We start from the raw sequence: 16199 nt of genomic DNA on the forward strand, positions 1-16199 counted from the left end.
CCGGGCCGACCGGTCCCTAGTTGACCAATTGGTCGAGCTCCGAGGGGTCGTACCACTCGAGTTCGTGATCCTCGGCGCCGTCCACCGTGAACTGCGCGTCGGCGTCGCCGGCCTCGGCCCGCTCCACCACGTCGACGGCGGCCGACACGTCACGCTCGGCGTCGTGCCCGTCCACGTGGATCGCCGCCACCGTGCGCAGCGCGATCCGGCCGGAGACCTCGACCAGGCTCGACCCGAGATCGAGCCCGTGCATCTTCACCTGCGCCCCGGGCAGGTCGGCGGACAGCACCACCCGCCGGCGGGGCGTCTTGTCGTCGTTGCGCAGCAGCCGCAGAGCACCCTGCGCGGCCCGCGTGAACGCGACGTACTCCAGCTCCTCCTCGTCGCCCTCGGCGTACCACTCCCGCAGCGACGGCGTGACCGCGTGCACCTCCGTCGGCGGCGGCAGCTCACCGCTCTCCCGCAGCACGGCGAGCTGAGCGAGCGTCGCGGGCAGATACACACGCGTGAGGTCGGTCGTCACGCTTTTGTCCTACACCCTTGCCCGGCTTTCGACACGCATGTCGGGCGTGTCGGAGCGCAGCGAATCGCGGCCGTCGTAACCAACGGGAAGCCAACGATGGCAAACTGGGCCGATGGAGCCGCGATTCCTGCTCATGGCCGACGTCGCCGAGCAGCTGAACGTGTCGGCCTCGCAGGTGTACCACATGGTGCGCAGCGGCGAGCTGCCGGCGATCAAGATCGGCGGCCGGGGCCAGTGGCGCATCGAGCGGAGCAAGCTCGAGGAGTACATCGAGCGCAAGTACGCCGAGACCGCCGAGTGGGTCCGCACCAACCCCCTGGTCGAGAAGGACGATCCCGACCTGTCCTGAGCAGGCAATTTCCTTTGGGTGGGTACTCGCACAGAGCGTCGCCACCCGCCTTCTCCGGCACCCGAGCCGTCTTGCAGCACTCCCTCCCGCCGCGTCGAAGCCGGACATTTCGCACACGGATGGCGGGCGCGCAGGAAAGGACGAAGCGGTTAAAGCCCCGCGAACGCCTCCGTAAGCCGCAGCCCGCTCGTTGACTCCATCGCGCCTGCTCGATACAACTGATTCCGGAGGCAAACGAAAGCAAACGCAAGCATCGGGGGGCTTCTCATGGCGGCGATCACCGAGCACCGACCGCGCCGCGACCTACGCGGCAGTCAACCGACGGGCGACCGCGCCACCCGGCGAAGCACCGGCCCCGAGCACGCCGGCCAAGGTCCCGCCGAGCGCGGAGGCACAGCCCGAAGCCGCAGACCGGACCACGCCAGCGGACCGGGGAACCACGCCGGCCAAGGTCCTCCCGAGCGCGGCGGCGCATCCCGAAGCCGCGGACCCGTCCAGAGCGGCGGGCCGGGCGGCGGGCCAGACAAAGGAGCGGGGCCGGTCCGCGGGACCGGAAGCGGGCTAGGCAAAGGAGCCGGGCTGGTCCGCGAGGCTGACGGCGGGCTGGGCAAAGGAGCCGGGCCAGTCCGCGAGGCCGGCGGCGAGGGGCGCGCCTCCGCGACCCGACCGCGCACCCGCCCCGCGCTGGCGGTGGCGCCGCCGGTTCGACTGGCTGCGGCACCGCCGGGTTCGAGCCTGCTGCCGCGGAAGCCGGCCGTCGTCCTGCGCATGCCGCCACCGCTGGACCCGCCGCCCGAGGACGAGCCGCCCGACACGGTGGCCTGGCTCAACCCACCGAAGCCGGCGCCCGACATGGAGCCGCTCCCGCTGGAGTGGCCGGGCCTACCGACACCGATCCGCCGGCCCGAGCGCGAGCCGAAGTGGCCGGTCCCGGCCCAGCAGCCAACCCCGCGCTCCGATTCGTACCGGGCGGCCAAGCGGTTCGCGAATATGGTCGTGGAAATCCTGAACGGATACCGCCCCCCGAACCAGCTGCGCCCCCTCGCCCATCCGCACCGCTTCAACGACATCAGCGACCAGGTGCTGCGCCGCACCGTCCGCGTACGCATGACGCCCGGCCAGGCGGCCCGCCACGGAACCCTTGTCCGCATCCGCCGGCTCCTGGTCAACGAGCCCCTGGAAGGCATAGCCGAGGGCGTGGTCGTCCTGGAGCACGGCGACAACACCTGGGCCATGGCGCTGCGGTTCGAGCGTGAGAACCGCCCCAACTATGGCGTACTCGGCTGGGTCTGCACCCTCGTCCAGGTCCTCTGAACCACCGTTCCCGCTGCGGCGAGACCAGCCGGCCGTCCCGGCACGGGGCAGGACGGCCCGCCCTCGCCGACGCACCCGCCGCTCGAGTTCGGGAGGGACAACCCGAGCGGCGGCCGTGGAGGGCCGGTCAGCCCGGATTCGGTGGGCCGGGCAAGTGACCCCTCCCCTCCAGGGCGGCCATCGCGCCCCTTCGTGCCAGGGCGCGATGGCCGCCACCCACCACTCTCATCCCCCGGTGCGCCCGGCAGCTCAAAGCAGCGGCGGGTGCACTGGGCTCCACTCCCACCACCAAAAACGCGGCCGCCGTGAGCGGATTGGGCCTCGCCCGCGGCGGCCGCCTCAACCAGCCAGAACCCCAACACCCAACCCGCGATATCGGCACCCAACCACCACCCACCGCACCGAACGCCCACCTGACCACGACGCCATTCATCCACACCGCGAACCAGACCGGGCACGACCGCCACGACAGGCGTCACACGACGACCTGCTCGTGGCGTGCACCGCTTTACTGCGAGCCATCGAGACCGGGCCGGCGACCTCCAACATCGGCGCGCTCGACTTGAGCCACACCCGAACGCCCGGACGCGACGATCGCGGCACGTGGCGCTCGGCGACCTGGACCTCGCCGCCGATCGCTGCACCGCTGGACCTTCCCAACGTGCATGACCCGCTCAGCCCCACTTCGCGCACCGCAGATACGACAGTCGCGGCAACGTTGCGGAGGGGCGGCCGCTCAACGAAGTACATACCCATCCCAAGAACGCGGCCGTCGCACTCCCCCAAGAGCCTTTGCGGCGGCCGCTTCACATCCAGCACGAGGTTGATCGCCTCACCGTGAACGCACAACGCAACCGTCCCGCCATCCTCGCCGCCGGCCGCCGGCCCGCTTCAAGCCCGGCGCGGAAATTGTCCAGCCGCTTCGAACCCAGCGCTGAAAATGGCCGGCCGCATCGACCCGGCGCGGAAAGTGGACGACCCGCTTCGAAGCGCGCACCGAATTCCGGCATGGGAAGCGGCCGACCCGCGATGAGGTCCAGGCCAGCCAGGGTCGAAAGCATGGCCCGGAAAGTGGTCAGCGCTTGAAGTCAGCGCGGAAGATGGTCAAACCGCACCAGCCCCCGGCGGGGAAGTGTCCGTCGCCGGAGCGCACGGCCGAGGAAAGCGCTCCGCGCGGGAAGTGCACTGCGCAAGAAAGTGCCCGACGCGGGAAGTGCCCGACGGTCTGGGTGGTCGCACAGAGCGGCGGGCGCCCCCAAGGATCTGGGAGCGCCCGCCTAAGGATTGCTGGGGAGGGACCGGATCAGGCCGGTCCGCCCGGAGCGCCGTGGCAGCGCTTGTACTTCTTGCCTGAGCCGCACGGGCACGGGGCGTTGCGGGACGGGCCGTTGCCCGCTACGGCCTGGCCTGGGGACGGCTTGCGGGCGGCGCCGGTCGGGCTCGGCGGGCCGGAGCGGCGGGCGGACGGGGACGGGCGCTGGCCGGTGGTGGAGCCGTTGGCGCCGTTCGTGCCCAGGCCGAGCGCGGGGGCCTGCTCCTGCTCGATGACCACGCCGGTCTCGCCGGCGGCGCCGTCGATGGTCGGGGCCGAGTACTGCAGGGCGCGCGGCATGCGGTTGCCGCCCAGGCCCTTGGCCCGGATCTCGACCGGGTGGTCGGAGAGCTTGACGGCCGGGGCGTCGCCGTCGGCCTCGTCGTCGGCCTCCGCGGGCGCCTCCTCGACGGCCTCTTCGACCTGGACCTCCAGGTTGAAGAGGAAGCCGATGGCCTCTTCCTTGATGCCTTCCTGCATCTGCTGGAACATGTCGAAGCCCTCGCGCTGGTACTCGACCACCGGGTCGCGCTGGGCGTACGCGCGGAGGGTGATGCCCTCCTGCAGGTAGTCCATCTCGTAGAGGTGCTCGCGCCACTTGCGGTCGATCACGTTCAGCAGGACCTGGCGCTCCAGCTCGCGGACGGCCTCGGCGCCGAGCTCCTCCTCGCGGCGGTCGTACGCGTTGTGGGCGTCCTCGATGAGCTGGACGCGCAGGAACTCGGGGTCGAGCTGGCCGCCGGCCTCTTCTTCCAGGTCCTCGATCGTGACGCCGACCGGGTACAGCTGCTTCAGGTTGGTCCAGAGCTGCTCGAGGTCCCAGTCCTCGGCCGTCTCGCCGAGTGAGGTGGCGCCGACCACGTAGGCGCCGATCACGTCGTCGATCATGTTGCGGACCTGGTCGCTGAGGTCCTCGCCGTCGAGGACGCGCTTGCGCTCGGCGTAGATGACCTTGCGCTGCTTGTTGAGGACCTCGTCGTACTTCAGGACGTTCTTGCGGATCTCCGCGTTCTGGGCCTCGATCTGGGTCTGCGCGCTCTTGATCTGGCGCGTGACCATCTTCGACTCGATCGGGACGTCCTCGGGGATGTTGAAGCGGTCCATGACCGCCTCGACGGCGCTCGCCCGGAAGCGGCGCATGAGCTCGTCCTGGAGGGAGAGGTAGAAGCGCGACTCGCCCGGGTCGCCCTGCCGGCCGGAGCGGCCGCGGAGCTGGTTGTCGATGCGCCGGGACTCGTGCCGCTCGGTGCCGAGGACGTAGAGGCCGCCGGCGTCGGTGACCTCGTCGGACTCGTCTTCGACGAGCTTCTCGAACTGGGGCAGGATCTCCGCGAAGGCCTTCTCGTACTCCTCCGGGTTCTCCTCCTCGGTGATGCCCCGCTGCCGCAGCTCGGCGTTGGCCAGGTACTCCGCGTTGCCACCGAGCAGGATGTCGGTGCCGCGGCCGGCCATGTTGGTGGCGACCGTGACCGCGCCCTTGCGGCCGGCCTGCGCGATGATCTCCGCCTCCTTGGCGTGGAACTTCGCGTTGAGCACGGCGTGGGCGACGCCCTTGCGGCGCAGGAGCTGGGAGAGCAGCTCGGACTTCTCGACGGAGACGGTGCCGACGAGGATCGGCTGGCCCAGGCTGTGCCGCTCGACGATGTCGTCGACGACGGCGTTGTACTTGGCCTTCTCCGTCTTGTAGATCACGTCCGGGTGGTCCTGGCGGATCATCGAGCGGTGCGTCGGGATGGAGACGACGCCGACGTTGTACACCTTGTTGAACTCGGCCGCCTCGGTCTGCGCGGTACCGGTCATGCCCGAGAGCTTGGTGTAGAGCCGGAAGAAGTTCTGCAGGGTGATCGAGGCGAGGGTCTGGTTCTCCTGCTTGATCTCGACGCCCTCTTTGGCCTCGATGGCCTGGTGCATGCCCTCGTTGTACCGCCGGCCGTGCAGGATGCGGCCGGTGAACTCGTCGACGATGAGGACCTCGCCGTCGGTGACGACGTAGTCCTTGTCGAGCTTGTAGAGCTCCTTGGCCTTGATCGCGTTGTTGAGGTAGCCGACGAGCGGCGTGTTCACCGACTCGTACAGGTTGTCGATGCCGAGCTGGTCCTCGACCTTCGCGACGCCGCGCTCGGTGACCGAGATGGTCCGCTTCGACTCGTCGACGTCGTAGTCGGCCTCGCCCTCCTTGCCGCGCTTGAGGCGGTTCACGACCCGGGCGAACTCCTGATACCACCGGGCGGACTGCTCGGCCGGCCCGGCGATGATCAGCGGGGTGCGGGCCTCGTCGATGAGGATCGAGTCGACCTCGTCGACGATGGCGTAGTTGTGGCCACGCTGGACGAGCTCGTCCTTCGACCAGGCCATGTTGTCGCGCAGGTAGTCGAAGCCGAACTCGTTGTTCGTCCCGTAGGTGATGTCGCACTCGTAGGCGGCCTTGTGCGCGCTCGAGGGCTGGTTGGGCAGCACCGTGCCGACGGTGAGCCCGAGGAAGCGGTGGACGCGCCCCATCCACTCGGCGTCGCGCTGGGCCAGGTAGTCGTTCGTCGTGATGACGTGGACGCCCTTGCCGGACAGCGCGTTCAGGTAGGCCGGGAGCACACAGGTGAGCGTCTTGCCCTCACCGGTCTTCATCTCGGCGATGTTGCCGTAGTGGAGAGCGGCGCCGCCCATGACCTGCACGTCGTAGTGCCGCTGTCCGAGCACCCGGGAGGCCGCCTCGCGGGCGACCGCGAACGCCTCCGGCAGGATGTCGTCAAGCGTCTGACCGTCGGCGAGACGCTCCTTGAACTGTTCGGTCATGCCGGCGAGCTCTTCGTCGGTCAGGTCGGCATACTCGTCCTCCAGCGAGTTGACGGCGTCGGCGACGGCCTTCAACTTCCGCACCATCCGGCCCTCGCCGGCGCGGAGGATCTTCTCGAAAATCGACACGGGTCAGCGCTCCCTCAAACGTCTGCGACCCATCGTAGGCGGCTTTCCGGCCGACCTGCCGCCCCTGTCCGCCGCCGTAACCGACACAAGGTACCAAATGGGTATAAAACCCCCGACGTACGACAGAAAATACAGCGGAAATATCCGTCTCAAGGCACCGGACCATGAGGCAGGATCGGCGTTCATGGACCCGATCGAACTCGCCACCGGTGACGGACTCGTCCTGCGCGCCTGGCAGCCCGAGGACGCCACGGACGTGTTCCGGGCGTGTCAGGACCCCCTGATCCAGCGCTGGACCCTGGTCCCGGTGCCCTACCGGCCCGAGCACGCCGAGGACTTCACCGGCGCGGCGACCCCGGCGGCCTGGGCGGCCGAGACCGCGGCCCCGCTCGGGGTGTTCGACGCCCGCTCGGGTGAACTGCTCGCCTCGGCCGGCCTGGTCGCGCTGGACCGGCGCGCCGGGGATGCCGAGCTGGGCACCTGGGTGGCGCCGTGGGCCAGGGGCCGGCGGGTCGCGGAGCGGGCCGGGCGCGCGGTCGCGCACTGGGCGTTCGAGGTGCTGGGCCTGCGCCGGCTGACCTGGCGGGCCGAGGTCGGCAACCACGTGTCCAAGCTGACCGCCGAGCGGATCGGCTTCACGTTCGACGGCGTCGTGCGGGCCGGGCTGCCCGCGCGCGGTGGCGGGTTCGTCGACGGGTGGCAGGGCGTGCTGCTGCCGGGCGAGGTGTGCGACACACCGCCCGCCTGGGTGGCGCCGGGCGGCCCGGGCGCGCGGCGGGCCCACGCGCTCAGCACACCTCCGGAGCGCCTCCCGGCCGGCCCCTGCACCCTGCGCACGCTGCGCGAGGGCGACCTCGACGACCTGGTGGCCACCTTCCGCGACCCCGACACGGTGCAGTGGACCTCAATCCCCCTCGAGTACCGCCCCGACCAGGGCCTGGACTTCATCGACAACGCGTATCCCGCGATGTGGCTCCGCGGTACCGGAGCGGGCTTCGCGTTCGCCGACGGCGACGACCGCTTCGTCGGCACCGCCGATCTGCGGTTCAACGCGCTCGACCCGGTGAGCGCCGAGGTCGGCTACTCCGCCGCGCCCTGGGCCCGGGGCAAGGGCTACACGACGGCCGCGGTCCGGGCCCTGTGCCGATACGGCTTCGAGCGCCTCGGCCTGGTCCGCATCGTGTGGCGGGCCCACGTCGGCAACGACGCCTCCCGCCGCGTGGCGGAGAAGGTGGGCTTCAAGGTGGAGGGCGTCCAGCGCGACAGCTGCGTGCAGCGCGGCCGGCGCGTCGACGGCTGGACCGCCACCCTGCTCCGCCCCGATCTGACACACGGAGACCTGACATGAGCATCGAACTGCACCCGTCCGACGCCACCACCCGCGACATCGTCGACGCGGACACCGGCGCACGCCTGGGCCGCATCGCCTATACCCCGCACGGTCCCGGCATCGCCGCGATCGACTACTGGGTCGCCCCCGAGGCCCGCGGCCGCCGCGTGGCCACAAGCGCACTCGAGTCACTCAGCGCCGAGCTCTTCAAGAACGACTTCCTTCGCCTGTACTGCGAGATCGAGCCCGCCAACCTGCCCGCCCTCCGCGTGGCGGTAGCCGCGGGCTTCGCCCGGGAGGGCATCGCTCGCGGCGCCGGCCGGGACTCCGACGGCGCGCCCTGCGACGTGATCGTGCTGTCCCGCCTGCACGACGACCCGGCCGGCCCCGCCGCGCGGGCCCTGCCCGATCTCCCCGGAGGCCGCCTCACCGACGGCGTGGTGCTCATCCGCCCCATGGGCCCCGACGACGCCTCCGCGACGTACGACCTCCGCATTCGTCCGGAAGTCAGCGGGCGCTCGGTCGTCGGCACCCCGATGGACCCGTCGATCGTGGCCCGCCAGTGCGCCGAGGCCGGCTCGAGGTGGCTGGCCGGCCAGCGCGCCGAAATGACCATCCGCAGCGCCGAGGACGACACCTACCTCGGCGAGATCGCCCTGTTCTACGCGGAGCCCGTCCTCAGGGAGGCGATGATCGGTTACAGCCTCACTCCCGAGGCACGGGGCCACGGCTACGCGGCGCGGGCCGCCCGCCTGGTCACCGACTGGGGCTTCGAGATCGGCATGGCCCGCATGACCGCCGGCACCGCCCCGGACAACATCGCCTCCCAGCGGGTGCTCGAGGCCGCGGGCTATCACCGCGAGGCGGTCCAGCTGGCCCGCCTCCCCGGACCGGACGGCGGCCGGATCGACAACGTTGCGTTCGCCAAGGTGTGCCCGCCCGTCACCTGAGCGTCACGTGACGTTGCGCTCGGCCCATTTACGTAAGGCCATGCGTCGTCGTGCAGTGATTTCCGGCGTGGGTGTCGCCGCAAGTGCGGCAGTGCTACCCACCGCGCTCATCAGCCCCGCCGCCTACGCCTCCGACACGGTAACGGACACCGACCGGGACCGTCACCGCCCGGCGCGGCCCCTGGTCATCGGGCACCGCGGCGCCAGCGGACACCGGCCCGAGCACACGCTGGGGTCATACACCCTCGCCATCGAGCTCGGCGCCGACTTCATCGAGCCCGACCTCGTGCCGACGAAGGACGGGCAGCTCGTCGCCCGGCACGAGAACGAGATCGGCGGGACCACCGACGTCTCGACCAAGCCGCAGTTCGCCTCGCGCAAGACGACGAAGACTGTCGACGGGGTTGCGGTGACCGGCTGGTTCACCGAGGACTTCACGCTGGCCGAGCTCAAGACGCTGCGCGCGGTGGAGCGGCTCCCGGCGGTGCGGCCGCACAACGCGATCTACAACGGCATCTTCCAGATTCCGACGTTCCAGGAGGTCATCGACCTGGCCCGGGAAGAGGGGCGGCGGGTCGGGCGGACCATCGGGGTGTACCCGGAGACGAAGCACCCCACGTACTTCAACTCGATCGGCCTGGCGCTGGAGCCGCTCGTCGCGAAGGTGCTCAAGCGCAACGGGCTCGCCGGGCGCAACGCGGCGGCGTTCCTGCAGTCGTTCGAGCCGACGAGCATCAGGAAGCTGCGCGGGCTCGTCGACACCCCGTCGGTGGTGCTGCTCGACCAGGTCGGGCAGCCGTTCGACTTCAAGACCAGCGGCGACCCGCGGACGTGGGCCGACCTGGCCCAGCCGGCCGGGCTGGACTACCTCAAGGCGTTCACCGACGGCGTCGGCGCGACCAAGAACCTGGTCATCAGCCGCGACGCGGCCGGCAACCTGCAGCAGCCCACGGCACTGATCCGGGACGCGCACGCCCGGGGGCTGAAGGTGCACGCATGGACGTTCCGCAACGAGAACCAGTTCCTGCCGCTCAACCTGCGCACCGGCACCGACCCCAACGCCTGGGGCAACATCCTGGAGGAGGTCAGGACCTTCCTGGCCGCCGGCCTTGACGGGGTCTTCGCCGACTACGCGGATACGGCATACCTCGCTCGTGACCTGTATCTGCGGCCGGCGGGTCGATAGCCGTCCCAGTAGGGCGCCCCGGCACCGGGCGCCCTACCGAGACATGGTCACAGCCCGAGACTCATGACCCCGTAGTCGTAGGCCCGGCGCCGGTACACGACGCTCGGCCGGCCCGACTCCTTGTCGTTGAACAAATAGAAGTCATGGCCGAGCAGCTCCATGTGGAACAGTGCATCGTCCACAGTCATCGGCTCACCGGGGTGTTCCTTCTCGCGGACGATGTGCCACGGCTGGTCGTCGGCCTCCTCGATCAGGTCGAAGCCGTCCGCCTGGGCCGGGTCGGCCTTCGTGGCGAGCGCGGTGGCGCCGTACCGTTCGGGCGGTGTGAATGCGAGTGACGCGGTCGCTTCGGCAACGGAGACCGGCGCGTGCCGGCCCCGGTGGACCCGCCGTCGATCGGCGGCGCGGCTCAGCCGGCTGTCCAGCTTGCCGATCGCCGTGTCCAAGGCGCTGTAGAAGTCGGCGGCGCAGGCTTCCGCCCGGATCACCGGACCACGCGAATAGCACGTGATCTCGACGCGCTGACAGTGATCTGATTGGCGCGGATTGCGCTCGTGAAACAACTCGACGTCGACGCGGATGAGCTTGTGGTCGTAGCGCTCGACCTTCTGCAGCTTGTCTGCGACATGCTGCCGGTAGTGGTCGGGCACCTCGACGTTGCGGCCCTTGACGACGATGTCCACTCCTGACCTCCCCCACGGGTTCTTCCAGAGCAACGGGTTCGGGTGTCGGTTTCGAGACTCGGCCGGAACGCGCCTCCCCAGAGGCTGAGCCCACGCGGCACGCGACCGAAACTGCGGGTGTCAGGTCCTCCCTTCGCGGCCTCTCACCGCGGCTCGCTCGAAAGCGTTCACCGGGGCGAGCACCTGTCGTCTCTCGACGTTAAACCGATGACAGCCACTAGTCACCCCTGGTTCAGAAGAAGGATCGGTTCCTAGACTGAAACCCACCCCGAGGGATTACCCCACGTTGTGCCAGAAGTGACTTTCGGTGCAAATCGGGTAAATCCGTGTTCTCCCGTTGACGATGCGTAATGCCCAATCTTGACCGCCGCCGCGTTGCCCCGCGCTGGATTCCCACGGTCCGCAACTCTCGGCGCGACAATGCACCCGATCCGGCGGCCCGACGCCCCCAGCCACCCGACAACGGCCGCCCGCCCCGCCACAGCGCAGCCTCCACGGCGCGGCCGTTCTGAGGCATGCCGCCTCGCCGCTGCGCGAAGCCGAAGCGCTAACGGGAACTAGCGGCGGCGCTGGGTGGCGGCGATCGCGACGGCCCGGTCGACGGTGATGCCGGCCTCCCCCAGCCGATACGTGGCCGCCGCCAGCGTGACGCCCGTGGTCACGATGTCGTCCACCAGCACGACCGCCGCACCGCTGCACGCGACACGTGTCCGCATGGCCGCGGCCGCCCGGGGCCGCAGCGCGAACGCCCGCCGGGCCGCCGCGGCTCGCTGCACGGCCGTCAGCTCGGCCGAATCGTCCGGCCGGGGCAGGGCCCGCAGGGGCAGCGCGATCTCGGTCCCGGGCCGCCCACGGGCCACCGTCCGGGCCAGCCGCAGCATGTGGTCACCGTGGCGCCGCCGCACGGCCGCCGCGGTCGACGGCACCGGCACGAGCACGACCGGGACCGCCGGCGGCACCGCCCGCTCCAGGACCCGCCCGAGGAGCGAGCCCAGCACCCCTGTCATTTCGTGCCGGTTCTTCTCCTTGTACTGCACAATCGCCCGCCGCACCGAGCCCGCATACGCGGCCAGGGCAAACGTCGCAGGCAGCCCGGCCGGCGCCGGATCGGGCGACGTCCGGCGCGGCACCACGCCCGCCAGCGCCGCCGAGCACCGCTGGCACAACGCCCGCGCGGACGGCCCGTCACACCCGGCACACGTGGCCGGCAGCACCAGGTCCATCAACCCCGCGACGAGCAGCCGCACGTGCTCACCTCAGTCCGCGAAGAACGGGGCGGTCGGCGTGCGGAGCGGGGCGTTGCCCGACGGCGGCACCAGGTCCTGGAGCTGCAGCGGGTCGCTGAACGTGGAGTACACCCGGCGGGCCACGCCGTTGGACTCGAACATCACCGAGTTGCCCAGCTGGTCGTCGGGCTTGCTGACCTGGGCGACAAGCTGCGTCACGTCCAGCTGCGACTCATCGCGCGACTGCGGCGGCAGGACCTCCTCCTCGGCCCCGTCGACGGTCACGGAGACGAGCGAATACGCCGGCGCCGGCGGATGGGCGGAGCGCGGGCTCGGGCGGCCGCCGACGGCGAGGGTGGTCTGGCCCAGCCAGCCGACCGCCTGGTTGTTGCCGAGCGTCGTCTGGACCGTCACCGACGCCCCGATGAAGCTGAGCTTGCCGTTGTCCAGCTGCAGCGGCGCCACCATGAGGGCCCCGTTGGCGATGTACGCGACGCGCCGGCCCTCGGGCGAGACCGAGAACGCGGTGATCGGCCCGGTGGAGAACCCGGTGGGGCCCTTGACCTGCTCGAAGGTCTGTGCGGTCTCGTCGGTGCTGATAAGCAGGTGGTCGCCGTCGGCGATCAGCAGCCGGCGGACCGGATACGTGATCCACGCGGGCCGGCTGAGCCGCGGCGCCGAGACGTTGGTGGGCAGGTACTTCGGCGGGCTGCTCACCGGCCCGGGTGCGCTCACCAACAGCCGCTGCTCGTTGTGGCCGTTGGCGCCGGCCGTCCGGACGAGGGCGGCCCGGTCGCGCTGCCGGTTGATCGCCGCGGCGACCACACTGGTGTTGTCGCCGCCGGGGGCGAAGAGCGGGCTCTCGGGGTGGCTGATGTCGATGACGTCGGAGCGCACGCTGCCGTTGACGACGCAGTACCGTCTGTCGACCTTCGTCGCCTCAAACGCCTCGAGAGCGACGTTGTCGTCCTCGTAGCCGTCGGAGCTCGCGCTGTCGGGCTGATTCTCGATCATCAGGTGCACCGTCGGGTGGCCCGGCAGCGACCAGCGGATCTGCCGGGCCAGCCGGTCCTTCTTGTCGGGCTTGAGCGAGGTGGCGTTGCTGTTGAGGTTGACCGTGACGTCGGTGTCGCCGACGACCGGAGAGTCCTTGAAGTAGCTCTCGGTCGGCTTCGCGATGTTCTGCAGCAGCGCCCCCGGCCCCTTCTGGAGCCACTCCACGATCTGGTTGACCTGTTTGGGGTTCGACAGCGTGTTCGGCATGTACCGCAGGTCGGGCACCAGCCGCGGATCGTCGGTGCCCTGCTCCCAGAAGTAAATGGTCCGCTGCTGGTACCACTTCTTGAGCCCCGACTCGCTGATGAACAGCCGGTCGGGCACCTCGGTCAGCCGGGGCCGGCCGGCGATGTACACCGTCTGGAAGCTCGCCGGGATGTCGGGCGACTGCGGCTGGACGACGACCTCGCCCGTCTCGTTGAGCACGCCGATCGGGTGCAGCTGCAGCTGCACCGTCTCCAGCCCGTTGTTGTCCCCGGTCGGGACGATGTCCAGCGGGTCGCGCACGATCGTCACACCCGGCTTGGGCCGCCAGGTGCTGGCCGTCGCGTCGGTCATGAACTTCTTCATCCACCCGAGCGCCTCTTTGCTGGCGTCCGGATCGGTGGTGCCGCCCAGGTTCGCCCCGACCGACGCGCCCAGGAACGAGGTCACGAGATCCTTCGTGGACCGCTCATCGCCGGGCGCGGGCGGCGACTTGACCCCGCCCTGGGCCACCGCCGGGCTCGGCGCCGGCCCCGCGTACTTCGGCTCGGTCCGCGACGGCAGCCCGCAGCCGCCCAGCCCGGCCACCAGGGCCAGCCCCGCAGCCGCCGCCACCCCGGCCAGCCCCGCCCGGACCCGGCCGGTCATGCGCGGCGGGGTCATGGGGTCTCGCCGATCAGGGCGGCCTCGTCGGCGCGGGCGTCGTCCGGGACCAGGCGCAGCGGCGAGGAGACCAGGCGGTCTCCGCTGCGGGCCGGCAGGGTCAGGCGGAACTGGGCGCCCTTGCCCGGTGCGCCCCACGCCTCCAGCCAGCCGCCGTGCAGGCGGGCGTCCTCCAGGCTGATCGACAGGCCCAGGCCGGTGCCGCCGGTCTGCCGGGCCCGGGACGGGTCGGCCCGCCAGAACCGGTTGAACACCAGCTTCTCCTCCCCCGCCTTCAGCCCGACGCCGTGGTCGCGCACGGTCACGGCGACCGCCGAGCCGTCGACGGCCAGGGTGACCACGACCGGCTTGCCCTCGCCGTGCTCGACCGCGTTGCCGACCAGGTTGCGCAGCACGCGCTCGACGCGGCGGGGGTCGACCTCGGCGATCACCTCGGTCTCGGGCACGACGACCCTCAGCTCCACCTTGCACCGCTCGGCCAACGACATCAGCTGGTCGCCGACCCTTCGCACGACCGGGACCAGGTCGGTGGGCTCCGCGTCGAGCGCGGCGAACCCGGCGTCGAACCGGCTGATCTCCAGCAGGTCGGTGAGCAGGCCCTCGAACCGGTCCAGCTCGGCCTGCAGCAGCTCGGCGCTGCGGGCGGCCGCCGGGTCGAAGTCCTCGCGGGAGGAGAAGAGCAGGTCGGCCGCCATCCGCACGGTGGTCAGCGGCGTGCGCAGCTCGTGTGACACGTCGGACGTGAACCGGCGCTGGAGCCGGGACATCTCCTCCAGGCGCACGATCTGGCGCTGGAGGTTGGCCGCCATCTGGTTGAACGCCGCGGCCAGCCGGGCCAGATCGTCCTCGCCGCGCACCACCATGCGCTGGTCGAGCAGGCCGGCCGAGAGCCGCTGGGCGGTCCGCGCAGCGACCCGCACGGGCGTGACCACCAGGCGGGTCATCATGGCCGCGATGAGCGCGAGCAGCGCGACGAGGGCGATGCCGGTGCCGGTGACGACGGCCCCGGTGAACTGGACGAGCCCGTCCTCGGTCTTGAGCGGGATGACGTAGTACAGCTCGATCGGCACCGGGCCCACCGGGACGGCGGTGCCCATCACGAGGTACTTCTGGAGCCCGTCGCCGATGTCGAGCGTGGCGATCTGCTCATAGATGCCGCTCTTGGAGCCGACCACCAGGGTCCGGATGCCGCGCACCTGCGGGTCGTCCATGACCGTGCCTTTGCGGGCCCGGGGCCAGAAGGCCGGCGGGCCGCCGCGGCGCAGCATGACGACCTCGGCCTCCTGGTCGTTGACCGACCCGTAGAGCTGGGTCACGACGTTGTTGAGGCTCGGGTCCAGGCCGGGGTCGTCGGCCTGGGTGAAGCCGGACAGCTCGCGCATGGCGTAGCCGGCTCCGGTGTCGACCATCGACTTCGACTGATCGATTTTGCCCGACAGCACGCCGTTGCTGATCAGGGAGGCCACCGTGTAGGCGAAGGCCAGCACGAGGGCGGCGGACAGCGCCAGCGTGATGCCGACGACGCGGAACTGCAGCGAGCGGCGCCACTGCCGCCGGGCCACGGCCCAGAACCGGCGCACGCGCCGGCTCACGGACTGCGGAATGATCCGCCGCGGTCGCAGGCGGCGGGCTCGCACGATTATCGGGTCGATGCGCACCACGAATCGGCCTAACCGGTCCCGGCCTTGTAGCCGACGCCACGGACGGTGAGGATGATCTCGGGCTTCTCGGGATCGGGTTCGATCTTGGCCCGCAGTCGCTGCACGTGGACGTTGACCAGGCGGGTGTCGGCGGCGTGGCGGTAGCCCCACACCTGCTCCAGCAGCACCTCGCGGGTGAACACCTGGCGCGGCTTGCGGGCGAGCGCCACCAGCAGGTCGAACTCCAGCGGGGTCAGCTTGACCTCTTCGCCGTCGCGCATGACGGTGTGGGCCGGCACGTCGATGGTGATCTGGTTGCCCGGTGGCCCTATGGTCAGCAGCTCCGGCGCCACGTCCTCGCCCCGGCGCAGCCGCGCGCGCATGCGGGCGACGAGCTCCTTGGGCTTGAACGGCTTCATCACGTAGTCGTCGGCCCCGGACTCCAGGCCCAGGACCACGTCGACCGTGTCGCTCTTGGCGGTGAGCATGACGATCGGCACGCCGGACTCGGCCCGGATGGACCGGCACACGTCGATCCCGCTCATGCCGGGCAGCATCAGGTCGAGCAGCACGATGTCGGGGCGGGTGTCCCGGAAGGCGGCCAGCGCGCGCTCACCGTCGGCGACGAAGGACGGCAGGAAGCCTTCGCTGCGCAGGACGATGCCGAGCATCTCGGCAAGGGCGGGGTCGTCGTCGACCACCAGGACACGGGCTCTCATGCGGTCCAATATTTCACCCCCGCGCCCCAATGTGGGAACCCGATCGCGGATCTTGGGCAAAGACCACCAGGTTGTGCCGATCTTGTAACTCTCGGTCACTCGGACCGCCGAAGTCGCATCGGCCG

The 16199-nt window shown here is 70.7% G+C and carries 12 protein-coding genes; 5 read left to right on the forward strand and 7 right to left on the reverse strand.

Features of this window, described 5'->3' with window-relative positions:
* Positions 1-16: 16 nt before the first annotated feature.
* The gene (locus tag Dvina_RS48515; RefSeq protein WP_223098658.1) at positions 17-523 is read right to left on the reverse strand and encodes a DUF6912 family protein; all 507 of its coding nucleotides are present in this window, start codon (positions 521-523) and stop codon (positions 17-19) included.
* A gap of 112 nt (positions 524-635) precedes the next feature.
* Between Dvina_RS48515 and Dvina_RS48520 the strand changes: the two genes are divergently transcribed.
* Both Dvina_RS48520 and Dvina_RS48525 read left to right on the forward strand, forming a co-directional pair.
* Positions 636-872, forward strand: coding sequence for a helix-turn-helix domain-containing protein (locus Dvina_RS48520; RefSeq protein ID WP_223098660.1), 237 nt, complete (start codon positions 636-638; stop codon positions 870-872).
* Between the two features lie 768 nt (positions 873-1640).
* Positions 1641-2186 (forward strand): Rv3235 family protein, encoded by a 546-nt coding sequence (locus tag Dvina_RS48525; protein ID WP_223098662.1) that lies wholly within the window; start codon positions 1641-1643, stop codon positions 2184-2186.
* A 1303-nt stretch (positions 2187-3489) separates the two neighbouring features.
* Here the strand turns inward: Dvina_RS48525 and secA are convergent.
* Positions 3490-6417: a preprotein translocase subunit SecA gene (secA, locus tag Dvina_RS48530; protein WP_223098663.1), complete on the reverse strand. Its 2928-nt coding sequence runs from the start codon at positions 6415-6417 to the stop codon at positions 3490-3492.
* 184 nt (positions 6418-6601) lie between these two features.
* On the opposite strand from secA, the gene Dvina_RS48535 reads away from it, so the two are divergent.
* Genes Dvina_RS48535 through Dvina_RS48545 form a run of 3 tightly spaced genes read left to right on the forward strand, consistent with a single transcriptional unit; the run spans position 6602 to position 9883 of the window.
* Positions 6602-7765, forward strand: coding sequence for a GNAT family N-acetyltransferase (locus Dvina_RS48535; protein ID WP_246655803.1), 1164 nt, complete (start codon positions 6602-6604; stop codon positions 7763-7765).
* Entirely contained in the window at positions 7762-8697 is a 936-nt protein-coding gene (locus Dvina_RS48540; RefSeq protein ID WP_223098669.1) for a GNAT family N-acetyltransferase, read from the forward strand. Before Dvina_RS48535 ends, Dvina_RS48540 begins: the two co-directional genes overlap by 4 nt.
* Before the next feature lie 40 nt (positions 8698-8737).
* Positions 8738-9883, forward strand: coding sequence for a glycerophosphodiester phosphodiesterase (locus Dvina_RS48545; RefSeq protein WP_223098671.1), 1146 nt, complete (start codon positions 8738-8740; stop codon positions 9881-9883).
* Positions 9884-9930: 47 nt separating this feature from the next.
* On the opposite strand, the gene hpf is transcribed toward Dvina_RS48545, so the two are convergent.
* The 5 genes from hpf to mtrA form a co-directional block, all read right to left on the reverse strand.
* On the reverse strand, positions 9931-10566 hold the full coding sequence (gene hpf, locus Dvina_RS48550) for a ribosome hibernation-promoting factor, HPF/YfiA family (RefSeq protein WP_223098673.1): 636 nt from the start codon (positions 10564-10566) through the stop codon (positions 9931-9933).
* Between the two features lie 557 nt (positions 10567-11123).
* Entirely contained in the window at positions 11124-11813 is a 690-nt protein-coding gene (locus Dvina_RS48555; protein ID WP_246655804.1) for a ComF family protein, read from the reverse strand.
* A gap of 9 nt (positions 11814-11822) precedes the next feature.
* Complete coding sequence (locus Dvina_RS48560; protein ID WP_223098675.1) at positions 11823-13715, reverse strand: LpqB family beta-propeller domain-containing protein; 1893 nt, start codon at positions 13713-13715, stop codon at positions 11823-11825.
* On the reverse strand, positions 13712-15307 hold the full coding sequence (gene mtrB / locus Dvina_RS48565) for an MtrAB system histidine kinase MtrB (protein ID WP_343217090.1): 1596 nt from the start codon (positions 15305-15307) through the stop codon (positions 13712-13714). Before mtrB ends, Dvina_RS48560 begins: the two co-directional genes overlap by 4 nt.
* Before the next feature lie 77 nt (positions 15308-15384).
* Complete coding sequence (mtrA, locus tag Dvina_RS48570; RefSeq protein ID WP_223098678.1) at positions 15385-16074, reverse strand: MtrAB system response regulator MtrA; 690 nt, start codon at positions 16072-16074, stop codon at positions 15385-15387.
* Positions 16075-16199 lie beyond the last annotated feature (125 nt).

The organism is Dactylosporangium vinaceum, assembly GCF_019904175.1.
GTDB lineage: Bacteria > Actinomycetota > Actinomycetes > Mycobacteriales > Micromonosporaceae > Dactylosporangium > Dactylosporangium vinaceum.